Below are 21052 nucleotides of genomic sequence, written 5' to 3' on the forward strand. Positions count from 1 at the left end.
GTCTGTAGACGGATCAGGAGCGGGAATATTGTGTCCGGCGGAAAATAATCGGCACGCTGTGGTGCGCAGCCTTGCTCAGTCTGGATTCGGACGGGACAGCGCCGCTTGCCGCGCCGCGTGATCCGACTGGATCAGCGACAGGAGCCGCACGTCGTGAAACGCGTCTTTCCAGTAGCCCCATTGCCGCATCACGCCTTCTTCGACAAACCCGAGGCTCGCCAGCAGACCCGCCGACGCATGGTTGTCGAGGTTCGTCGTCGCCTGGATGCGGTTCATGCCGAGGTGATCGTAGGCATAGGCGATTGCGGCATCGAGCGCCTCGCGCATCAATCCCTGACCCCAGTAGCGGCGCTCGAGCTCGAAGCCCAGACTGGCCGATCTGAAAGCGAAATTGAGTCTGAACCCGCAGGTACCAATGACGCGCATCTCGTTCGTGGACACAATCGCCCAGCGGATACCCGAGCGTTCGGCCATGTCCTGGATGAGTCTCGTCACCACGTCCTCGGCCTGGCCGATGCGGGTCAGCGGCGCCACGTCGTAGAAACGCATGACTTCCGGATCGGACCAGATGTCGAAGATCCGCTGCGCGTCGGAGACTTCGAGCGGACGCAGTTGGAGGCGAGCGGTCGCCGGGAGGTGAAGATTGGGGAAAGGTGCAGTCATCGGCGCGTCAGACTTCCGGAGGGTGAGAGGGCACACGATCAGCAGTGTGCCTCATCCACCGCGCCGACCCCACACGTGCTCTTTAGTGCGACGACTCCGGAAACGGATCAGCCATCCGCTCATGCAAGAAGCCTGGAGAGGCGCGGCAAGCGCCCTCTCCCGCCGCGTTCGCGGCTACGGGGATAGCGGGCCGAGATTGACGATCCTCGGCTCGGGACCCATGTCCGTCGCGCCTGACGCCGATTCGATCAGCCAGAGCAGTTTGGCTTTTTGCTGCTCCTCGACGCGCTTGTGCGTCAGCTTCGGATCGACGCGGTTGATCACGACCAGGTCCAGCGAGGGAACCACAATGGCGTATTGGCCCAGGTGACCGTCGGCCCAGTAGGCGTCAAGCGTGATGGTTGCGCCCGGTCCGCGTGGACCGACCGCCGGATTGCTCGTCCACCACATATAGCCGTAGCCGCCATACGGGGTGTCGGAATACGGCCGGGTCGATTCAGCGACCCACTCGGCGGGAATCACCTGCTGGTCGCGCCAGCGTCCGTTGCGCAAGAACAGCAGTCCGAAGCGCGCCAGATCGCGGGCGCTCATCTTCAGCGGATAAGCCGGATACCTTGAACCCGGTTCGCCCGATGCATAGCGCCCATCCGAGGGCTGATAGTCCTGCATGCCGATCGGATTGGCGATTTCCGTTTTCAGTGCGTCGAAGATGCGCTGCCCTGTCAATTTCTCGTAGATCGCCCCGGCGGTGTTGAAGTCCCAATTGTTGTAGACCCAGAATTCGCCTGGAGCATGCGTCCCGCGAGCAGGTTTGATGGAGAGCATCCACGGCGTTTCGTAGACCGTCGGGTGGTAGACGCCCGAACGAGCCTCGATCATCTCGCGTACCGTTGCGGTTTTTTCAATGGCCGTCAGGGAGGGTGGATTGTCGTCGATGCCTAACTCAGCGAGGGTTTGGTCCAGATGCATCTGACCGCGCCCGACGGCAATGCCGATCAGCGCGCTCACCAGACTCTTGCGCACCGAGAATAGCGCGGACTTGCGGGCCGTGTCGCCCCATTCGTCGACGACCACGCCGTGCTGAACGATCATGCCCGAGGTCGAGCCAACGCGATCGGCATAGGCCTTCGCTGCGGCAAGGCCGTCGACTGACCAGCCCATCTTCGCGGGATCGCCGTGGCTCCATTCGGCGCCTGGAAACGGGTCCGACCCAGTGCTCGGAGGAGGCGCGGCAACTTGCGCTGCGGAGGCTAAAGAAGCCGGTTGATCGGAAGGATCGGCGGCGAGTGTGCCGGCCACTGCATGCATCGCGGATAGCGAAACAACGGTCAGGACGACAAGCGATCGTAGGGTGTTCAATGGATTTGCTCCATGGAATCGTTGCGTAGGCAGCGCAGTGTGCCACAGTGCCTGGTACGCACGCATAACCCACGACTTGGCCAATGTTGTAGAGTCTGGTCGACACCGAAATCCTGATCCTGGCGGAGAGAGAGCATGTCGCAATCGTTCACCAAACGTCGCCTTGAAGGCCGAGTCGCGCTCGTCACCGGAGCCGGAACCGGCATAGGCCGTGCCGCGGCCGTGGCCTACGCCCAGGAGGGCGCCAGGGTGGTGGTTGCCGGACGGCGCAGCACAGAGATCGAAGAGACCGTTCGGCTTGTCAAGGAAACGGGTAGCGACGGATTCGCAGTTCCAACAGACGTCTCCATAGCGCATCAGGTGACGGCGCTGATCGATCTGACGGTCGAACGCTATGGACGCCTCGACGCCGCGTTCAACAACGCCGGGATCGAAGGCAACTTCGCGCCGATTACAGAAATGACGGAGGCGGAGTTCGATGAAGTCATTGCCATCAATCTCAAAGGCGCATGGTTGTCGATCAAGTACGAGATCGCTGCGATGCTGCGCATCGGCAAAGGCGGCTCGATCGTCAATACGTCGTCGTTTCTGGCGAAGGGTGCGTGCGTCGGATCCACCGCTTACTCAGCCAGCAAGGGCGCGCTGGACGCGATGATACGCGCCGTGGCAATCGAATATGGACCGCACAACATCCGCATCAACAATATCAATCCTGGCGCCATCAGGACACCTATGTTTGAACGCACCGGCGGGGTTGAGAACGAAGCGTTGATTTCATCGTTCACGCCGCTTCGGCGCGTAGGGCTTCCCGATGAGGTGGGCGATGTCGCCGTCTGGCTGTCCACGGACGAAGCGCGCTTCGTTACCGGGCAAACCTTGATGGTCGATGGAGGCGTGTCGATTCCGCATGTCCGCTGAGGCTTGCGGGATTGCGTAAGCGGCTCTCTACCGCTACCGCGCGGGAGGTTGCGGGCTGTTTGCCGGATTGGTATCGAACTTGACCACGTTTTCTATTCCACCAGCGCCGACTAACGCGTTGAGTTCCGCCTGCAGCGCATCCGCAATAGCTTTGCTGTAGACCTCTTCGCCGTCGACATACAGCGTGAAAGATCGCAGATAGCGAGCCTTCTTCTTCGGCTTCTCGATGGTTTCCCGGGTCCAGTGATACAGCGGGTAATGTTCGGGGCCGACTCTTTCGGCCTCGCTGACGTAGTCCGCGAACGCATCGAACTGGCACTTCAAGGACGCATGGTATTTGCGCAGGACATCGCCGAGCGGCGCGTACGTGCCAGACGAGGGATCGCCGCGCAAGCTCGCGGCAAGCGCTGCGGAAGCGGTGATTCTGACCTGGAATTGCCATGCGTCGTCCATGCTGACCTCGTTGTCCGACTTCGAGAATGCCTTAGTGACGTGCACTCACGACACGTCCTTCTCCGCGAAATTCAACTCCACCCCATTGCCCGCCGGATCCGAAAAGAACAACTGCTGCTGACCGGTCAGCGGCACGTGGCCGCGCCGATAGCGAATCTTGAACTCGTTCAACCGCGCTTCGAACGCGCTCAGGTCACTGCAGGCAAACGCGGCATGGTCGAACGTATTGATCACCTGGGCGGGACGCACTTCGTCCGGGCGCGCTTCGCTGAGGTGGAGCACATCGCGCTCGCCGATGTAGAGCCAGTAACCGAAGCTCTGAAACGGCGGTCGAGGACCGAGTCGCAAGCCGACCACCTCGATATAAAAATCACGCAGGGTATCGAGCATCGGGCGACTCGCCCGGAAGTTGTAGTGAGCGAAGCCGAGAATGGGCATGAAACCTCCAACTGCACTTTACGGTGGTGCGATACGTAGAAATACGGCTCGTGTGGAAGCGGGTCCGTCGGATCGCGGGTAAGGTCATACGGACCGACGCACAGTCTAAAGCAGTATATGGCGTCCGAGTTCAATCACCGCGCGTTGGCGACGACGAAGAACTGAACCAAAGGGGATAGGGTAAGGCGGTGGCCGCAGGAGACCAGGCAAACGGGAAGAAACGTAGTCTCTACGAATGTAGCGGCGTGAGGATATGACGCCAGACCAGCCGCTTGAACGACTGGCCTGGAAACAACGTGAACTCAGGCTTGCGGTGCAGCGTTGTCCGTGTCGGACGCTTGCTCGCCGCTCTCGTCTTCTTTCTTTTCGACGAGCGATTCCAGCGCGCCCGCGCCTTTGAACCCGGCGACTGCGGCGATGCCCTTCGTCAGCAGCCCAGCATCCGGATCGACCTTCTCAGCTGCTTCCACTGCCGCAACTGCGCCTGCAATCTCACCTACCGTATCCAGAATTCCCATGACAATCACCGTATATGTTGAAGGTCGATATGAACTACTTCGCCGCTATCAAGGAGCGTTGCGGTTGCACGCTCATGACTCACGCGGATGGCCGATCGCCGCTTGCCATCCCGGACGACAATAGCATCTCAGAATTGGCAAAGCTGTAAAACATTGTCAAATCCCAGCCGTGCGGCGGGATTACATTTGCCATACGAAACCGCTAACCGAGCTCAGTCGCGAACAGCGCGTTCAGCAGGTTCGATGCGGGCCGCTCGGCGAGCCGCGTCAGCGACTCGATCATCTCGACCTGGCAGTCCTGCAGCGGAATCATTCTGATGCGGCGCGACTCGTTGAATTCCGCGGACGCGATCACTCCCACCCCCATGCCCTGCGCAATCGCTTCTTCGAGCGCCTCGCGGCCGTCCACGTATAGCACCGGCTCGACCTGTAGCGACTGCCGCACCAGCTCGATTTCGAGCAACTGCTGCGTCACCGATTGCGCTTCCCGAAAGATCACCGGCTGCTGCACCAATTCCGCATAGGTCAGCTTGCGCTTCTTCGCGATCGGACTGGTGGCGGGCACCATCGCGACCAGCGGATCGCGCCGCAACACCCGCGCCTCGAGCCGGCTGTGGACCTGCGGCGCGGCGGTGATGGCTGCGTCTACGGTGCTCGACAGCACGCGCTGCATGCACTCGGCGGCATTCGCAATGGACAGCGTCACCACGATGCCGGGGTGCTGCTTGCGAAACGCGCCGATCAGCTTGACGGCGAGATCGGGCGCGTCCGCCGCGAGCGACAGCGTGCCGGACTCGAGGCCGCTCGCCGAGTCGAGCAATTGCCGGGCCTCGCGCTCGCAACTGAGCATCTGCCGCGTCACGCTGAAGAGACGGCGGCCGAGTTCGGTCGGCTCGACGCCGCGCGGCCCGCGCTCGAAGAGCTTGACCCCGAAATCCTGCTCGAGCCGCCGCACGTGGTCCGAAATGGCTGGCTGCGTCAGCGACAACGCCTGCGCCGCCTTGGAGAACCCGCCATGTTCCGCGACCGCGTGAAACGCCCGCAATTGCGCGTATTGCATCTGCGCCTCGCCCCATTGATAAGTTTCACTGATATTGACATCGATTATATCGATTTTACCGATGCTCCTGATTTCTATACTGTGGCAAGCACTGAGACCTTCATTGGACGTGCAAGCATGGACACCGCAGTCGACTCATCCGTTACCTCGTGCGCCGCGCCCGCGAAAGGCGAGCCGTATCTGTTGACGCCGGGACCGCTCACGACGGCGCTCTCGACCAAGGAAGCGATGCTGCGCGACTGGGGATCGTGGGACGGCGATTTCCGCGCGATGACGACGCAGCTTCGCCGCAGCCTGCTCGAGATCGCCGGCGATACCGCGGGCAACTACGATTGCGTGCCGCTGCAGGGGAGTGGGAGCTACTGCGTGGAAGCCATGCTGGGCAGCCTAGTCCCACGCGACGGACACGCCCTCGTGCTGGCCAACGGCGCCTACGGCAAGCGCATCGCGACCACGCTCGGTTATCTGGGACGCCGTCACACGGTGCTCGACAAGGGCGACTACCTGCCGCCGCGCGGCAGCGAAGTCGAACGCATGCTCGACGCCGATCCGAGCATTACGCACGTCGTCGCCGTGCATTGCGAAACGAGCTCGGGGATTCTTAACCCGATCGAAGAGATCGCCGCAGCGACCGCGAAGAAGGGCCGCAAGCTGCTGATCGATTCGATGAGCGCATTCGGCGCGGTACCGCTCGACGTACGGCATCTGCAGTGCGAAGCGTTTGTCTCTTCAGCGAACAAATGCATTGAAGGCGTGCCGGGCTTTGGTTTTGTCATCGCCCGCAAGGGCGCGTTGCTCGAGGCTAAGGGCCGCAGTCACTCGCTGAGCCTCGACGTGTACGACCAATGGGACGTGATGAACCGCACGGGGCAGTGGCGCTTCACGCCGCCCACGCACACCGTCGCGGCGTTTATCGAGGCGCTCCGGCTGCACGCGCTCGAAGGCGGACAAGCCGGCCGGCTGGCCCGCTATGCGCATAACCGCGACGTGCTGGTCGCCGGCATGCACGAACTCGGATTCGAACCGCTGCTCGACGCGCACTGGCGCTCGCCGATCATCGTGACGTTTTTTGCGCCCGCAGATCCCGCGTTCCGTTTCGAACACTTCTACGATTTGATGAAGCAACAGGGGTTCATCATTTACCCGGGCAAGCTGACGGTGGTGGACAGCTTCCGCGTGGGTTGCATCGGCCAGGTGGATGCGGATGTCATGCGACGCGTCGTCGTAGCGTGCGCTCAAGCGCTGCGCACGATGGGTGTCGAGCACGCGGCTCCGCCGGGTGTAGCGCTCGAAGAACGTCAGTTGTTGGCGCAACAGGTTTGAAACCGGCTGGCGCGCCAAGGCGCACGGCAGGATACCAACGGCAAATGGCGGCTAACAGACAGCGCGTCGTCGCCGGGATACTTCTCAGGATGTGATGTCAATGAAGCACGTAAAAGCGGTGATTTTCGATTGGGCCGGTACCGTGGTCGATTATGGTTCGCTCGCCCCGATGGGCGCGTTTGTCGAAACGTTTGAGCAGTTCGGCGTCTCGATCACCATCGACGAAGCGCGCGGACCGATGGGCATGGCCAAGCGTCCGCATATCGCGGCGCTGATGGCGCTGCCGCGGGTGGCTCAAGCCTGGGCGGACAAGTACGGCCACGCGCCAGGCGAGCAGGATATCGATGCAATCTATGACGTCTTCGTTCCGAAGAACATCAAGGTGGCAGCGAGCTATAGCCAGGTGATTCCGGGCGTCGCCGAGGTTGCGACGGCCTTGCGTTCCGAGGACATCCGCATCGGCACGACGACCGGCTATACGCGCGAGATCATGGCCGAAATCACGCCGGGCGCGGCGGCGCAGGGGTTTTCGCCGGATAGCCTCGTTTGCACCGGAGATACGCCGGAAGGGCGTCCTTCGCCGTACATGATCTACAAGACATTGCCGCAACTCGGCGTGTGGCTCGCAAAGAATGCGATCAAGGTCGACGATACCGAAGTGGGCATTGAAGAAGGCATCAATGGTGGGACGTGGGCGGTGGGCGTGGCCGTGAGCGGCAATGCGTTCGGTATGGCCGAAGCGGATGTGAAGGCGCTGCCCGCCGATGAGTTTACGCGGCTGCGTGCAGCAGCGGCGCAACGGTTGACCGCCGCGGGTGCGCATTATGTGGTTGATAGTGTCGCGGATCTGATGCCGGTGGTGTATGACATCGAGGGTAGGCTGGCGCGTGGGGAGCGGCCTTAAGGGCGTGCGAAAGCCTCAACCACTACAGCCGGCTCAATTTGAGCATCGCTTCCGACGCGTCTATCAGCGCCGCCTGCTCCGCATCGGTCAGCGTAGTCGCGATAGCATGTTCCAGCCAGATACGCCGAGCCCGCATATCTTCGGCAAACACCGCTTTGCCGAGCGCGGTGAGCTCGATGGAAATTTCACGCCGATCCACCTCGCTCCGCGTTCGCACAATCCAGCCCTTTGACTCCAGGTCGCCAATCAGACGCGTGAGCGACTGCGGTTGAAGCCGCTCTTCGGTCGCCAGTCGCCGCGCCGGCATAGGCCCGAGCCGGCGCAGCGTGCCGAGAATGCTGATTGCCGGAAGACTCGGCGCCCCCTGCGGCCGTTCCGCGCGCAAGCGCCTCCCAAGCGCCATGACGCCGCGGAAGATCAAGGTTGTCTGTTCGCTTTTCATACGACGATATAGTACGCTTTGCGTATCATTAATCAAGCGTCGCACCTCACGAAGGAAGTCACGCTCAATGAACGGAAAGGCACATCTCGTCGAAGCGCTGCGCTGGTCGACAGACACCGAAGTGAGATTGATCGATGCGGTCATCGCTAGCGTCGGTATGGCAGGACCCGTGCTGCTTGCGACAGCAGCGGGTCACCCTTCTCTGGGCCTGGCGGCATCGCTTGGCAGTCTGATGATTGGCGCCGTGGGAACCACGTCAAGCCTCCGCACTCAAGTAAAAGAACTCGCTTGGGTTCTTACGCCCGCCGCCCTCGCTTCCGTTGCGGCGACTCTTCTAGCGGGGCAGGGTTGGCAGACCGATGCGGGCGTGATGGCATTGGCCTGCCTCGCGGCGGCAATCGGCGGGTATAGCAGACCGCTGGCCGTCGCCACGACGCGCTTTATCCTGTTCCTGATCATGGTGTCCCACGCGGTGGCGGCAACCTCGCATCCTGTCGACCTGCTCGCTCTGATTGCAACAGGCGCTTTATGGACAACGATGTTGAATCTCCTGCTTGGCACAGTGGAGCGCGTGCGGCGGCGCACTGACCTGGCCGGCAGCACTCACGCGCCACTTACGACGGCCGGGATGCCCCCGACGGCCACCCAACGATTCAATAGATGGAGAAAATCGCTAACCCGTTTGTCCGGTTGGCAATACACACTCAGGCTGGCGTTATGTTTTGGTGCTGCGTGGTGGTTGCGCGCGTTATGGCCACACCATCACTTCTACTGGATCACACTCACCGTGGCGATATTGATTCGTCGTCAGATCGAGGTACTTCCCATTCAGGCGACGCAACGTGCAATCGGCACTGCATGCGGCGTATTGGCCGCCAGTCTGTTCCTCGCACACAGACCGTCGGGCTTTGGTCTGGCGTTGGCAATCGCGCTGCTGTCGGCCGCGCGACCGTTGCTAAAAGTCAGCAACTATCTGGCCTACTCAACGGTGATGACGCCGCTCGTCATCTTGATCCTGGGTAGCATCGAACCGCTCGATGGCGGTGTGGTCCGCGATCGCCTGGCAGCGACCCTGCTTGGCGTCGCCTTGGTGGTTGCCACCAATTTTGGCTTGAGGCGGCTCGCAACACCTCAACTCTTGCCGGGCCGCTAGCGCCGTTAGTATTCTCGATCCGCACAATGAAAAATCCCGCCTGAGACACGCAGGCGGGATTTTTTATGCAGATGCCCTCGTGTGGACCACCAGGCGCAAGCTTAGAACTTGTGACGGATACCGACCATGCCCATCGCTTGCTTGTTGGTCGACGCATCGTTGCCGAAGTCGCCCATCGACGCGACCGCGGCCACCACATCGCCCGACGTTGCGCTGATGGTATTGCCCGATGCCTTCTGGTAACCGGCCAGCACGTAGATGTCCGTGTGCTTCGACAGGAAGTAGTCGGCGCCGAGACTGAACTGGTTATACGCAACCGTGACGTTGTTGCCGTTGCCCTTCGTGTAGTCGTAGCCTGCGCCGACGATCGTCGCGGGCGTCAGCTGATAGTTCACGTAGACCTGACCGGTGTTGAATTTCGTGTTGTTCTGGTTGCCGAACGACGTCGTGTAGTTGTTGTACTGCACGTTGCTATACGACACGCCAAACGTGAAATTGCGGAACACATAGTCGCCTGCGGCGCGAATGATCTGCATCGAGTTCGCCGACACGAACCCGCCGGTAATGGCTTCCGAATCCACAGCGAAGCTCGTCGCATCCGGGTTCAGGCCGTCGAACGTTGCGGCGGTTCCGTGGTCGCTGTTGGCGTGGAAGTAACCCGCGGCGAAACCAAACGGACCGTGGTTATACGCAAGCGCGGCGGCGTACGTCTGACCGCTTGCCGTGCTGCCCGGCACACCGCCGAACGCGTACATCGCCGATGCCTGCAGCCCCGCATAGTTCGGCGTGGTGTACTTGATCGAATTGTTGGTCCGATAACTATTGTCGTAGTTATCCATATCGCCCGGCGTCGCGAAGGTCGGGCCGAAGGTGTCGTCGTTCGTCAGCGGCTGGATCAGGTCGATCAGCGGATCGTACTGACGGCCGAGAGTCACCGTGCCCGTGTTCTCGCCCGACAGGCCGACCATTGCGGTGCGGCCGAACATGCGCTGTCCCTGACCAAGGCGGCCGTTGTCGACGTTAAAGCCGCTTTCCAGCTTGAAGATGGCCGACAGACCACCGCCCAGATCTTCCGTGCCCTTCAAACCCCAGAGGTTCGGCGACAGATTGCCGGCGGCCAACTGGAACGTTCCGCCCGAGTGGTTCGCACCTTGCTGGTTGCCGAAGTAGGCAATACTCGTATCGATCGCGCCATAAAGCGTGACGCTGCTTTGTGCGTGAGCGACCGACGTCATGGCCGCGAGAGAAGCTAAGGCAAGAATTGTTTTTTTCATGAAAATTTATCCGAGTAAAGATACTGGTCTGGATTTGCTATCCTGCGAGTTCACTCGCGAACCGAACGTTTGAATCCGTTTGAAGCCTTTTTCCCGGGGAAAATATCTTCCGGATACACACCACCTGATTTCATCCGGTTCGATCGGCTACTGCGGCGCAAATATATATGATGGCGCGATGTTAAAAGATCGATTCATATTGAAATTCTAATTTTCAGAAAGTTGAAAAACCTGCAGGCTATATGTGGAAAGGGCAAGAGGCAATTTGACTCACCCTTGTTAATTGTTTTTTTGGCCTGTGTTGGTTGATTGCCACATGCCGATCCATCTGATGAATGGGCGTTGATCGGCGAATTCTCTTCCCACATCCCGATACTGCCGGCGTCAAATATTCATTCAAGCGGAGCATTGCCTCGCGACGGACGATTCATTCTCCGCGGGGGTATTAATTGATTGCCAGCATGACTATTGAAGGCCGTCGCAGTGCCCGCCATTGCGTCTGATTAATGGTGAGGTGCTGCCGCGCCATGCACGCGCTCCGGGTTGGCGACAAAAAACGGCGACGCTAGAATCGATCGCCTTGGCATCTGCCAGGCGCCGGCCGGTTCACACGCTGTCTAGGAGCTAACGTGGAAATCAAGTGGATCGAGGATTTCATCGCGCTCGCGCAGCACCAAAGCTTCTCGCGAGCCGCCGAACTGCGCAACGTCACCCAGTCCGGGCTCAGCCGGCGCATTCAGGCGCTCGAACAGTGGATTGGCGCTGAGTTGATCGACCGCAGCACTTACCCGCCGACGCTCACGCCAGCGGGCCGGCTCTTCCTGGAAGCCGCCGAAGATATAGTCGGCAAACTGTTCGACACGCGCGCCATCATTCGCAGCGAGCAACGCATGCCGGGAACAGGACTGCAGATCGCCGCCGGTCACGCCCTTTCGGTTGGCTTTGTCCCCGACTGGCTGCAATCGCTGCAAAGCCGCTTTAGCGGGCTGCGGGTGCGCATCGTGCCGACCAATGTGCACGACTCGATTCTGATGCTGGTCAACGGCAACTGCGAACTGATGCTCGCGTATGAGCACCCTGACCTGCCCCTGCACCTGGACGCCACACGTTACCCTCACCTCACCGTCGGGCGCGACGTGTTCCTGCCGGTGTGCGCGCCGAGCCAGCGCTCAACGCCCTCATTCAGGCTGCCCGGGACGCCGGGGCGTCCGCTGCCGCTGATCGGCTATAGCGCCACCACCTACTTCGCCCGCTGCCTGCATCTGCTGCTGCATCGCGCGAGCAAGAATCCCGCCTTGGTTCCGCACTTCGAATCCGACATGGCCGATGTGCTCAAGAAACTCGCGCTCAATGGCGAAGGCATCGCGTGGCTGCCGCGGAGCCTGATCGAAGCCGAACTGGCTAGCGGCACGCTCGTGGCCGCCGGCGATCGCACCTGGCAACTCGATCTGCAACTGCGGCTGTACCGCGATCGAAACAACGACATGCCACTGCTCAAAGACCTCTGGGAGTATCTGGAGTCCCGCACCGAGGCCTGACACACGGCGAATGCCCGTCTCCGCGACCTATGCGGCTGCCGCATAGCGCGATGTCAAGGCCGCATCACGTTCATTTCTGTCGTCTTTAGTATCCGTCCAAGTCTTCTCCGTACGGTGATCCACGCCTACGGAAAGACGAAGCGCACGCACGTCTCCTGCTAAAGGAGGATGTGCCCGGAAGGACACCTGGACTGGTCGACGAAGAAAGGGACCATTATGAAAAATCGCCTCACGCTCTATATTGCCGTCGGCATGGTACTCGGCGTCGTCGCCGGTTACGTGTGCCACGCGAGCGCCCCCGACGCCGCTGCAGCAAAAGCCATGGCCGGCAATTTCTCGATCATCACCGATATTTTTCTGCGGCTCATCAAGATGATCATCGCGCCGTTGGTGTTCGCCACGCTCGTTTCGGGCCTGGCGGGCATGGAGAGCGGTCAGGATGTCGGCCGTATCGGGCTACGCACGGTTGGGTGGTTCGTCTGCGCGTCGCTGGTCTCGCTCGCCTTGGGGCTCGTGCTCGCCAATGCCCTGCAACCGGGTGCCGGCTTGCACATGGTGGCGAGCGGCAGCGATGTGAACACCGGACTCAATACGGCCGGGCTGAACTTCAAGGACATCGTCACGCACGCGTTTCCGACCAGTCTGCTCGACGCGATGACGCGCAACGACATCCTGCAGATCCTCGTGTTCTCCCTGTTCTTCGGCCTGGGGCTGGGCGCGCTAAAGCACGATGCGCGCGTCAAGGTGGTCGTGCAAGCGATCGACGGCATGGTGCCCGTGATGCTGCGGCTCACGGACTACGTGATGCGCGTCGCGCCGTTCGGTGTGTTTGGGGCGATTGCATCGGCAGTGACGCTGCGTGGTCTGGGCGTATTGCTGACCTACGGCAAGTTGATTGGTTCGTTCTACCTGGGTTTGGTCCTGTTGTGGGCGGCGCTGGTTGGCGTCGGCTATCTGTTTCTGGGCAAGCAGGTGGGAGCGCTGCTTAAGGCGGTGCGCGAACCGGCCATGCTGGCATTTTCGACCGCCAGCAGTGAAGCCGCTTATCCGCGCCTGACCGAGCAACTCGAGAAGTTCGGCGTCGACAAGAAGGTGGTCGGCTTTACGCTGCCGCTCGGCTACGTGTTCAACCTCGACGGTTCGATGATGTATCAGTCGTTTGCGGCGATATTCATCGCTCAGGCCTTTGGCATCGACATGCCGCTGTCGCAACAGATCTTCATGCTGCTGGTGCTGATGCTGAGCAGCAAGGGCATGGCCAGCGTGCCGCGCGGCTCGGTCGTAGTGGTCGCCGCTGTTGCGCCGCTGTTCCATTTGCCCGCCGAGGGTGTAGTGATGGTCCTTGCTATCGACCAGATTCTCGATATGGGGCGCACAATGACGAACGTGATCGGCAATAGCGTGGCGACCGCGGTGATTGCAAAGTGGGAAACGCGTCGCAGCGACGTCAGCGCCGCTGCTATTACGGAGTTCGAACAACTTCAGAGCGAAGTGCAATGACAGCACGGACGTTACCAGCCAGGCGAGTGTTTGGTGTAATCGGCGGGCTTGGGCCGCTCGCCGGTGCAGATGTGCTGTTCAAGCTGATTCAGGCAAGCCCGGTGCGTACAGACGCTGAACACTTCGACGTCGTGTTCGAGCAGCATCCGTTTCGCAACGCGAGCGCATCGCGCGCCGCAACGACGGAGCGCAAGCTCTATATCTTCGACATGATCCGCGACTTCGAAAAGCGCGGCGTCACGACGGTTCTGCTGCCGTGCTTTTTGAGCCATACGTTCATGGGGGAATTGCAGGAGAACGTGTCGGTGCAGATCGTCGATATGGTCGATGCATTGCATGAGTATGTGATGCGTTGCTTTCCTTCGGTGCGGCGAGTGGGGGTGCTGACGTCGGACTACATTCGTGATGAGCGTTTGTTTGAGCGGTATTTTGGTGCGCCGGAGTTTGAAGTGTTGCATCCGGCTCGGAGCGCCGTCGGTGGGGTTGATTTTGTCACCGAGGCGGTTTACGGGGACGGCGGCATCAAGAGCGGTAGGTTTGAAGGTAAGCCTGTGGAACTGTTGCGTGAAGCTTGCCTGGATCTGATCGCGCAGGGTGCGGAACTGATTCTCCCCGGCATGACGGAGATTGGCCTCGTGGTGGATCGGATAGGGACGCTTTGCGTACCCATCGTCGATTCGAATCTTGTGTACGCCCAATACGCGGTAGCGGGTCAATGCGTTAGCCGCGAACGGGGGTTCAAGGTTGGTGTGGTCGGTGGTGTCGGACCCGCCGCAACGGTGGATTTCATGCAGAAGCTGGTGCGCAGCACGCCCGCGACACGCGACCAGGAGCACATCAAACTACTGGTCGAGCAGAATCCTCAGATTCCGGATCGTACGGACAACCTGCTCGGTGATGGTCCGGATCCGACGGTATCGCTGTATGCGACGTGCAAGAAGCTCGAAGCGGGGGATGTCGACATCATCGCGATTCCCTGCAATACCGCGCATGCGTTCGTCGAACGGATTCAACCGTACCTGAATGTGCCGATCGTCAATATGCTGACCGTGAGCGTCGAATATCTGCGGGCGGCGTTTCCCGATCTGCGCGAAGTTGGACTGCTGGCGACGACGGGCACGATCATGAGTGGGGTTTATCGGAAGGCGCTGGAGGCGCACGGGCTCAGACAGGTCGTGCCGAGTGATGGGCTGCAGGCGCGGGTGATGAATGCGATCTATGGCGAACATGGGGTGAAGGCGGGGTTCCTGGCGGGTGAGTGTATCGGCGATGTTACTGCGGCCGTGGATGAGTTGAGCGAATGCGGTGTTGAGGTGATTCTTCTTGGGTGTACTGAGTTGCCGTTGTTGTTGCCCGAAGGGAAGATGTATTCGGGCGGCGGTGGGGTTGTGAATCTTGTTGATCCGACGGAGATTCTTGCGAGGCGGTGTGTGGCGTATGCTCGCGGTGAAATCGGATTAGCGAATGCGTTGATCGACAGCGCCAAGGATGCCTGCACCCGGTAATTCCCGATGTTCGTAGAAAGCGCTACGTCTCAAGCTCGCCGAAATCATGCACGTACTCCCCGGCCACGAAGCGATCGAATCGCTGACACCAGCTTCTCCCCGGCCAGAGATAGTCGACGCGCCCTTCCGCGGGTCGATACACAGCGGTATAAGCCGTGGTGAACCCGACACGCCGCGAGTAAAGCGGCGGCTCCAGGAAACGCGCAATCAACGAAGCCAACGCCATGGCAGGCTCATCCAGCGCCGCAAGCAAGGTCTGCAAGCGTTCGGCGCTCGTATTACCCGCCCTCGGTTGAGGCGGCGTCTCTTGATGGTTTGTGCAAGCCGCTACTCGCGATACAACCGGCGCACGGTCCGGGCCAAGAAACACGGTAGCGTATGCGCCCGACCGATCCAGCAGCGTCACGTTTTGCGAAAGCGCAATCGGAATACGACTCAGCGCCTCAACGGCCTCGTCCACGCGGCGGCAGGTTTCGAGCACGTAGCGCAACATCAGGATGACGGAGAATCCTAAGCCTTGCGACTGGCCGCCTCCGGCTGTCAGGCTCGCGACCAGTCCGTCTTCGTTCATGCCGTCGAGGCAGCCGCCCCATGGGCGTTGCGCTTTGGCCATCACGCGTTTTCCCGACCATGCCGTCAATTCGAAACGCTCGGTGATCATGTCGAGCGGGAAGTCCATGTTGCGAATCAACGCCGGGCCGCCTTCGCCGAGCCATACCGCCTGGCTGCAACCCATCGGAGAAAGCGCAGGGCGATAGTGACTCAACAGGCAGTGAGCCGCTTCATCGTCGCCAACCAGAGCGCAGGCCTCGTCGTAGTGCGGCAGCAGTTCCGGCATATGACGCTGCAACGCTAGTCGGCATTCAGTCGCAGTTGGCGGCGCGGTACGGCACTCGCCTCTGTACCAACGCTCGGCGGCTTCGCGGCCGGCGTTAAAGCGCGCCAGCCAGGCCTCGCCCGGTCGATCCTCCTGCGTGACAACGTAGCGCTTGTGCATGCGACGCTTCCTGGGTCTCGGCTGCGGATTGGCTTGAGACCCAAGGTCTCGTTGGCATGATGGCGTTAGCTTAACCTTGAACGGGAGTGCTAGCCCGTCACCCGCTTAAACCATCCAGCGCTAACGCTCCTCGCCGAACAGCACATCCATCGGATAGGGCAATGCTAGCGGCGGCATCTCATCGCGGTGGAAAAACCGCGTCGATTTAGTTTCGTTATCTGTTGGAATGCCCGAGCCGCCCACGATCTGACATTCGAACAGCGTGACCACGTATTCGACCTCGTCACCATTCGGATACGTATAGCGAAACGCGCTCCCACCATACACAGCGAGGATGCGTCCGACGCGAACCTCGTAGCCGGTCTCCTCCATCACCTCCCGGGTGATCGCTTCCTGCGGACTCTCGCCCAACTCAATGCCGCCGGCCGGCAGACTCCATGCCTCGCCTGACGACTTCTCCTGCAACAGCAGGCGTCCCTCTGTGTCGCGAATGATCGCCGCGACCGACGGGCTCAGGATCAATCCGGGGCCGACGCGTTTGCGCAGCCAACTGAGGTAGCTTTCGTTGTGCATGGTAGTAGTGTGATGTTTCGCGACCGCAGAATTGTAGACCACGAACTTCCGCCCCCCAGGTGCCCCCACCCCACCTCCTTTACAATACCCACGTTTTTCCGCCCTCGAACAACCGTCCGTCCCGACACCTCACAAAAGGGGTCTTCATGATCGTCAAACCGCGCGTACGTGGCTTCATCTGCGTGACCACCCATCCTGTTGGCTGCGAGGCCAACGTCAAGGAACAGATCGACTACGTCACCGCCAGCGGTCCCATTGCCGACGGTCCCAGGAAAGTCCTGGTGATCGGCGCCTCGACCGGTTACGGTTTGGCCGCCCGCATCACGGCCGCGTTCGGTTGCGGCGCAGCTACGCTCGGCGTGTTCTTCGAACGGGCCGGCAGCGACACCAAGCTGGGCACCGCAGGCTGGTACAACACCGCCGCGTTCGAAAAGATCGCCACGGACAAGGGTTTGTACGCGAAGGGCATCAACGGTGACGCATTCTCAGACGCGCTCAAACAACAGACCATTGACGTCATCAAGCGCGATCTCGGCAAGATCGATCTGGTCGTGTACAGCCTTGCATCGCCGCGGCGCACGCATCCCAGGACCGGCGAAGTGTTCAATTCGACGCTCAAGCCTATCGGCAAAGCCGTCACCTTGCGCGGCATCGATACCGACAAGGAAGTCGTCCGGGAGACCGCGCTCGAAGCGGCAACGCAAACCGAAATAGACAATACCGTCGCGGTCATGGGCGGCGAAGACTGGCAGATGTGGATCGATGCGCTTCTTGAAGCCGACGTGCTCGCCGACGGCGCAAAGACCACCGCCTTTACCTACGTCGGCGAAAAGATCACCCACGACCTCTACTGGAACGGCTCCATTGGCGCGGCGAAGAAGGACCTGGACCAGAAGGTGGTCGGCATTCGCAAGAAGTTGGCGCGCACGGGCGGCGATGCGCGCGTCTCCGTGTTGAAAGCGGTCGTTACCCAGGCGAGCTCGGCCATTCCCATGATGCCGCTGTACCTGTCGCTGCTGTTCAAGGTGATGAAGGAAAAGGGCACGCACGAGGGCTGCATCGAGCAGGTCTACGGACTCTACAAGGACAGTCTCTACGGAAACGCGCCGCACCTCGATGACGAAGGGCGTCTGCGCGCAGATTACAAGGAGCTCGATCCGCAAGTGCAAGCCGAGGTCCAACAACTCTGGGACCAGGTGACGAACGAGAACCTCTACACGCTCACCGACTTCGCCGGCTACAAGACGGAGTTTCTACGCCTGTTCGGCTTCGAGATCGACGGCGTAGACTACGACGCGGAGGTCGATCCCGACGTACAGATTCCTCACGTGGTTCAAGTCTAGGTTTTTGCAGATCATGTGCCGCCCTGCGGCGGTACGAGGCATTGCTTCTGCTAAAAGCAGACGCAATGCCTGAACAGGAGTGTGCGCGATGAAAAAAATTCTGATCATCGGGATTGGCGCGGGAGACCCCGACTACATGACCGTGCAGGCGATCAACGCGCTCAATCGGGCAGACGTGTTCTTCGTCATGGACAAAGGCGCCGTGAAAGAGAAACTCGTTGCCCTGCGCAAGCAGATCATCGAGCGCTTCGTCACGCACGATCACTATCGCATCGCCGAAGCAACGAGCCCCGAGCGCAGACGCGACGACGGCGACTACACCTCGGCCGTAGACGAACTGAATCGCGACAAGCAACGGATATTCGAACACCTGATCGCCGACGAGATGCGCGAAGGCGAATGTGGTGCGTTTCTCGTCTGGGGCGACCCGTCGTTGTACGACAGCACGATACGCATTGTCGAGGCCATTGCCCATGGTGGACAGCACGCCTTCGACTATGAGGTGATTCCAGGCATCAGCAGTGTCCAGGCGCTCGCCGCCCGCCACAGAGTGCCGCTGAATCTGATCGGGCGCTCGGTAGAAATCACCAACGGCCGCGGAATCGCCAACGGTTTCCCGGACAACGTGGACAGCGTTGTCGTGATGCTCGACTCGCAGAATACCTACCGGAAGCTTGTCGATGAGGATCTGGATATCTACTGGGGTGCCTACGTGGGAACGCCCGACGAGATCCTGATCTCCGGAAAGCTGCGGGACGTCGCGGACGACATAGAACGTGTCCGGGCGGAGGCGCGCCGCACCCATGGCTGGATCATGGATACTTATCTGCTGCGCAGGCCTGCCTAAGTTTCGCTGACACACTATTCAGATCAGGAGATTGCCATCATGGATGCACGTGAATTACTGCTGAAGATGTTCCGCTATCAGGCGTGGGCGAACGGCGAATTGCTGGATTCCATGAATGGATTGAGCGCGGAGCGTCATGCGACGGAACTGCACCAGACCATCAGGCTGATGAATCATTGTCTGGTGGTGAACAAGATCTTCGCGGCGCACCTCATGCGCGAACCTCATCGCTTCCCGGCGGACAACACGCCAGGCACCCCGGAGCTGGCGGAACTGCGCGCCGATCTCGCGTCGACCGATCAGTGGTACCTCGACTACGTAGGAACGGTGACGCCGGCCATGCTGTCCGAATCGGTACCCTTTGTCTTCACCGACGGCGACAAGGGGTATATGACGCGCGACGAGATGCTGACCCATGTCGTGACCCATGGCGGCTATCACCGCGGCGAGGTCGGGCGAATCCTGAAGCAGGTGTCCAGCGCATCCGAGCAAAGCATTCAATTGCCATGGGACACCTACGCCGTGCATCTGCATAGAAGCGAACCTTCGCGCCGGCTCCAGGGCCAAGCAGCGTCATTGCCAGAGGTCGTTCATCCCGGGCAATAAGCGCTAAAGGTGGTGGGCGACGGTATCGGCAAGACAATCCTCCGTCATCGGAGTTCGACAATGATCCAGGCAGTGAACCCACCCGAAGTGTGGTCGCCGTTCGGCGCGTTTTCGATGGCCGTCATTCAGGGCGACGGCCAGATCGTCCATCTGAAGGGCCAGGTATCGCTCGATCGGCACGGACAGGTTGTCGGCGCCAACGATATGCGCGCGCAGACACGCCAGGTTCTGCACAACATTCGCGATGTTCTCGCAGCGATGGGTGGGGAGATGGCCGACATCCTCTCGCTCGTTCACTACGCGACGGATATCGACGCCTTCATGCACGCGGCGGATATTCGAAAGACGTTCTTCGCCGAACCGTATCCGGTGACCACCACGGTGCAGGTCGAGCGCCTGTACCGTCCTGAGTTGATGATCGAGATCGCCGCGATCGCGGAAATTCCCTGGGACAGGTTCCGGCGCCCGGCCTCGTCCTCGTCAACACCGCACACACCCATCAACGCGCCCGCCGCACCGTGATACTGCCGCCCGAGTCCGCTGAGGGTGGGCGGCAGGTTGGCTGTCGCGCGGCACATCACCGTGGCCTTTGGCGTCATCGGGAATCGGGGCGTTCATCACCGTGTCTACTCAATCGAGGCGATTCGTTTGCGGTTCAATCAATGATAGCAGCGCGTGTCACAGCGAATCTGCAATGTACTCCCGCAACCACCGATGCGCCGGATCGCGATGCGAGCGCTCATGCCAGAGCATGGCCATCTCGTAGCCCGGCACCTCGATAGGCGGTTCGACCATGCGTAACGCAGGGGTGTCGACGAGGCGCGAAGGCAGCATTGCTACGAGGTCGGTGCTCGCCAGAACCTTCATCATGAACAGGAAGTGCGGAACGGAGAGCACGACCCGGCGCGTAAGACCGGCCTCTGCGAGCGCGTCGTCGGTCACGGCCCGAAACCCGGGGCCGTCCAGCGACACAATCACATGCTCGAGTTTGCAGAATTGCGCGAGCGTCGGTCGGCGCTTCAGGCCCGGATGACCGGCCCGGCCCACCAGCACATAGCGCTCCGCAAAGAGTACCCGCCGATGCAGTCCGGCAGGCGCGTCCTCACTGGTATGAAAGGCGAGATCGATTTCCCCCTGCTCGGCCTGCTTCGCGATTCGCGACGGAAACGCTTCTACGACGCCCAGCCGCGTGCCCGGCGCCACCGAACGCAAGCCGGAGATGGCCGGCAGCAGGATGGTCGATTCGCCGTAGTCGGCGGCGGCGACACGCCACGTGTTGCTTGCCGTGGCGGGATCGAACGGACTCGCTGGTGCTACCGTGCGTTCGAGCGCTTCCAATGCTTGCCGCAAGGGTTCGCGCAACGCTTCGGCTCGCGCCGTGGGTCGCATACCGCGTGGCCCCGGTAACAACAGCGGGTCGTTAAAGATATCTCTCAGTTTGGCGAGATGAACGCTCACCGAAGGTTGAGAGAAGTTCAGGCGTTCTGCTGCACGCGTCACATTGTGCTCGGAAAGCAAAACATCGAGCGTGACCAGCAGGTTGAGGTCTAGCCGTCTTAGATTATTCATGGCAATACCTGCAATATTGGATATTCATTTCCAATATACCTGAGCCGGACCTATCCTGCCCTCATCTAT

The 21052-nt window shown here is 60.7% G+C and carries 22 protein-coding genes; 11 read left to right on the forward strand and 11 right to left on the reverse strand.

The features are described from left to right. Positions 1–75 precede the first annotated feature (75 nt). Positions 76–663, reverse strand: coding sequence for a GNAT family N-acetyltransferase (locus BUS12_RS00375; protein WP_074293715.1), 588 nt, complete (start codon positions 661–663; stop codon positions 76–78). A 174-nt stretch (positions 664–837) separates the two neighbouring features. Further along, on the reverse strand, positions 838–2022 hold the full coding sequence (locus BUS12_RS00380; protein ID WP_171991564.1) for a serine hydrolase domain-containing protein: 1185 nt from the start codon (positions 2020–2022) through the stop codon (positions 838–840). Positions 2023–2157: 135 nt separating this feature from the next. On the opposite strand from BUS12_RS00380, the gene BUS12_RS00385 reads away from it, so the two are divergent. Beyond that, positions 2158–2940 (forward strand): SDR family NAD(P)-dependent oxidoreductase, encoded by a 783-nt coding sequence (locus tag BUS12_RS00385; protein ID WP_074293717.1) that lies wholly within the window; start codon positions 2158–2160, stop codon positions 2938–2940. A gap of 33 nt (positions 2941–2973) precedes the next feature. Here the strand turns inward: BUS12_RS00385 and BUS12_RS00390 are convergent, their stop codons facing one another. The 4 genes from BUS12_RS00390 to BUS12_RS00405 all read right to left on the reverse strand — a co-directional run bounded on the left by BUS12_RS00390 (position 2974) and on the right by BUS12_RS00405 (position 5409). After that, positions 2974–3393 (reverse strand): hypothetical protein, encoded by a 420-nt coding sequence (locus BUS12_RS00390; protein ID WP_074293718.1) that lies wholly within the window; start codon positions 3391–3393, stop codon positions 2974–2976. A gap of 45 nt (positions 3394–3438) precedes the next feature. After that, entirely contained in the window at positions 3439–3831 is a 393-nt protein-coding gene (locus BUS12_RS00395) for a VOC family protein (RefSeq protein WP_074293719.1), read from the reverse strand. Between the two features lie 302 nt (positions 3832–4133). Further along, a complete protein-coding gene (locus tag BUS12_RS00400) occupies positions 4134–4349 on the reverse strand; it encodes a hypothetical protein (protein WP_074293720.1) in 216 nt (71 codons plus the stop codon). Between the two features lie 202 nt (positions 4350–4551). Beyond that, the gene (locus tag BUS12_RS00405; protein WP_074293721.1) at positions 4552–5409 is read right to left on the reverse strand and encodes a LysR substrate-binding domain-containing protein; all 858 of its coding nucleotides are present in this window, start codon (positions 5407–5409) and stop codon (positions 4552–4554) included. Between the two features lie 117 nt (positions 5410–5526). On the opposite strand from BUS12_RS00405, the gene BUS12_RS00410 reads away from it, so the two are divergent. Together BUS12_RS00410 and phnX are read left to right on the forward strand one after the other, a co-directional pair. Continuing rightward, positions 5527–6732, forward strand: coding sequence for a 2-aminoethylphosphonate--pyruvate transaminase (locus BUS12_RS00410; RefSeq protein WP_074293722.1), 1206 nt, complete (start codon positions 5527–5529; stop codon positions 6730–6732). Between the two features lie 100 nt (positions 6733–6832). Beyond that, entirely contained in the window at positions 6833–7636 is an 804-nt protein-coding gene (phnX, locus tag BUS12_RS00415) for a phosphonoacetaldehyde hydrolase (RefSeq protein ID WP_074293723.1), read from the forward strand. Between the two features lie 22 nt (positions 7637–7658). Here the strand turns inward: phnX and BUS12_RS00420 are convergent, their stop codons facing one another. Next, positions 7659–8222 carry a MarR family winged helix-turn-helix transcriptional regulator gene (locus BUS12_RS00420; protein ID WP_216352685.1) on the reverse strand — a complete coding sequence of 188 codons (564 nt, stop codon included), beginning with the start codon at positions 8220–8222 and terminating at the stop codon, positions 7659–7661. Between BUS12_RS00420 and BUS12_RS00425 the strand changes: the two genes are divergently transcribed. Beyond that, complete coding sequence (locus tag BUS12_RS00425) at positions 8206–9231, forward strand: FUSC family protein (protein WP_171991565.1); 1026 nt, start codon at positions 8206–8208, stop codon at positions 9229–9231. The genes BUS12_RS00420 and BUS12_RS00425 overlap by 17 nt on opposite strands. A gap of 101 nt (positions 9232–9332) precedes the next feature. Here BUS12_RS00425 and BUS12_RS00430 read toward each other — a convergent pair whose 3' ends face one another. Next, positions 9333–10505, reverse strand: coding sequence for a porin (locus BUS12_RS00430; RefSeq protein ID WP_074293726.1), 1173 nt, complete (start codon positions 10503–10505; stop codon positions 9333–9335). Between the two features lie 629 nt (positions 10506–11134). Here BUS12_RS00430 and BUS12_RS00435 point away from each other — a divergent pair. From BUS12_RS00435 to BUS12_RS00445, 3 genes are all read left to right on the forward strand, one after another. Next, on the forward strand, positions 11135–12043 hold the full coding sequence (locus tag BUS12_RS00435; RefSeq protein WP_074293727.1) for a LysR family transcriptional regulator: 909 nt from the start codon (positions 11135–11137) through the stop codon (positions 12041–12043). Positions 12044–12259: 216 nt separating this feature from the next. Then, positions 12260–13543: a dicarboxylate/amino acid:cation symporter gene (locus BUS12_RS00440; protein ID WP_074296920.1), complete on the forward strand. Its 1284-nt coding sequence runs from the start codon at positions 12260–12262 to the stop codon at positions 13541–13543. Beyond that, entirely contained in the window at positions 13540–15048 is a 1509-nt protein-coding gene (locus BUS12_RS00445; RefSeq protein WP_074293728.1) for a cysteate racemase, read from the forward strand. The genes BUS12_RS00440 and BUS12_RS00445 overlap by 4 nt, the downstream gene beginning before the upstream one ends. Positions 15049–15070: 22 nt before the next feature. Here BUS12_RS00445 and BUS12_RS00450 read toward each other — a convergent pair whose 3' ends face one another. Continuing rightward, entirely contained in the window at positions 15071–16045 is a 975-nt protein-coding gene (locus BUS12_RS00450) for a C45 family autoproteolytic acyltransferase/hydrolase (protein WP_074293729.1), read from the reverse strand. A 120-nt stretch (positions 16046–16165) separates the two neighbouring features. Further along, positions 16166–16618 (reverse strand): NUDIX domain-containing protein, encoded by a 453-nt coding sequence (locus BUS12_RS00455; RefSeq protein WP_074296923.1) that lies wholly within the window; start codon positions 16616–16618, stop codon positions 16166–16168. A 146-nt stretch (positions 16619–16764) separates the two neighbouring features. Between BUS12_RS00455 and fabV the strand changes: the two genes are divergently transcribed. From fabV to BUS12_RS00475, 4 genes are all read left to right on the forward strand, one after another. After that, the gene (gene fabV, locus BUS12_RS00460; RefSeq protein WP_074293730.1) at positions 16765–17961 is read left to right on the forward strand and encodes an enoyl-ACP reductase FabV; all 1197 of its coding nucleotides are present in this window, start codon (positions 16765–16767) and stop codon (positions 17959–17961) included. An 88-nt stretch (positions 17962–18049) separates the two neighbouring features. Beyond that, complete coding sequence (gene cobF, locus BUS12_RS00465; protein ID WP_074293731.1) at positions 18050–18808, forward strand: precorrin-6A synthase (deacetylating); 759 nt, start codon at positions 18050–18052, stop codon at positions 18806–18808. Positions 18809–18847: 39 nt separating this feature from the next. Further along, complete coding sequence (locus BUS12_RS00470; RefSeq protein WP_074293732.1) at positions 18848–19414, forward strand: DinB family protein; 567 nt, start codon at positions 18848–18850, stop codon at positions 19412–19414. A 60-nt stretch (positions 19415–19474) separates the two neighbouring features. Beyond that, entirely contained in the window at positions 19475–19936 is a 462-nt protein-coding gene (locus BUS12_RS00475; protein WP_074293733.1) for a RidA family protein, read from the forward strand. A 156-nt stretch (positions 19937–20092) separates the two neighbouring features. On the opposite strand, the gene BUS12_RS00480 is transcribed toward BUS12_RS00475, so the two are convergent. Beyond that, positions 20093–20983: a LysR family transcriptional regulator gene (locus BUS12_RS00480; RefSeq protein WP_074293734.1), complete on the reverse strand. Its 891-nt coding sequence runs from the start codon at positions 20981–20983 to the stop codon at positions 20093–20095. Positions 20984–21052 lie beyond the last annotated feature (69 nt).

It is taken from the genome of Paraburkholderia phenazinium, from assembly GCF_900142845.1.
Lineage (GTDB): Bacteria > Pseudomonadota > Gammaproteobacteria > Burkholderiales > Burkholderiaceae > Paraburkholderia > Paraburkholderia phenazinium_A.

Excerpts from the sequence above, each read along its gene's own strand:
- BUS12_RS00455 (WP_074296923.1), bottom strand. The coding sequence starts at position 16,618 with ATGCACAACGAAAGCTACCTCAGTTGGCTGCGCAAACGCGTCGGCCCC.
- BUS12_RS00430 (WP_074293726.1), bottom strand. The coding sequence starts at position 10,505 with ATGAAAAAAACAATTCTTGCCTTAGCTTCTCTCGCGGCCATGACGTCG.
- BUS12_RS00480 (WP_074293734.1), bottom strand. The coding sequence starts at position 20,983 with ATGAATAATCTAAGACGGCTAGACCTCAACCTGCTGGTCACGCTCGAT.
- BUS12_RS00395 (WP_074293719.1), bottom strand. The coding sequence starts at position 3,831 with ATGCCCATTCTCGGCTTCGCTCACTACAACTTCCGGGCGAGTCGCCCG.
- BUS12_RS00400 (WP_074293720.1), bottom strand. The coding sequence starts at position 4,349 with ATGGGAATTCTGGATACGGTAGGTGAGATTGCAGGCGCAGTTGCGGCA.
- BUS12_RS00420 (WP_216352685.1), bottom strand. The coding sequence starts at position 8,222 with ATGACCGCATCGATCAATCTCACTTCGGTGTCTGTCGACCAGCGCAGC.
- BUS12_RS00375 (WP_074293715.1), bottom strand. The coding sequence starts at position 663 with ATGACTGCACCTTTCCCCAATCTTCACCTCCCGGCGACCGCTCGCCTC.
- BUS12_RS00475 (WP_074293733.1), top strand. The coding sequence starts at position 19,475 with ATGATCCAGGCAGTGAACCCACCCGAAGTGTGGTCGCCGTTCGGCGCG.
- BUS12_RS00470 (WP_074293732.1), top strand. The coding sequence starts at position 18,848 with ATGGATGCACGTGAATTACTGCTGAAGATGTTCCGCTATCAGGCGTGG.
- BUS12_RS00445 (WP_074293728.1), top strand. The coding sequence starts at position 13,540 with ATGACAGCACGGACGTTACCAGCCAGGCGAGTGTTTGGTGTAATCGGC.
- fabV (WP_074293730.1), top strand. The coding sequence starts at position 16,765 with ATGATCGTCAAACCGCGCGTACGTGGCTTCATCTGCGTGACCACCCAT.
- BUS12_RS00390 (WP_074293718.1), bottom strand. The coding sequence starts at position 3,393 with ATGGACGACGCATGGCAATTCCAGGTCAGAATCACCGCTTCCGCAGCG.
- BUS12_RS00450 (WP_074293729.1), bottom strand. The coding sequence starts at position 16,045 with ATGCACAAGCGCTACGTTGTCACGCAGGAGGATCGACCGGGCGAGGCC.
- BUS12_RS00440 (WP_074296920.1), top strand. The coding sequence starts at position 12,260 with ATGAAAAATCGCCTCACGCTCTATATTGCCGTCGGCATGGTACTCGGC.
- cobF (WP_074293731.1), top strand. The coding sequence starts at position 18,050 with ATGAAAAAAATTCTGATCATCGGGATTGGCGCGGGAGACCCCGACTAC.
- BUS12_RS00405 (WP_074293721.1), bottom strand. The coding sequence starts at position 5,409 with ATGCAATACGCGCAATTGCGGGCGTTTCACGCGGTCGCGGAACATGGC.
- phnX (WP_074293723.1), top strand. The coding sequence starts at position 6,833 with ATGAAGCACGTAAAAGCGGTGATTTTCGATTGGGCCGGTACCGTGGTC.
- BUS12_RS00385 (WP_074293717.1), top strand. The coding sequence starts at position 2,158 with ATGTCGCAATCGTTCACCAAACGTCGCCTTGAAGGCCGAGTCGCGCTC.
- BUS12_RS00410 (WP_074293722.1), top strand. The coding sequence starts at position 5,527 with ATGGACACCGCAGTCGACTCATCCGTTACCTCGTGCGCCGCGCCCGCG.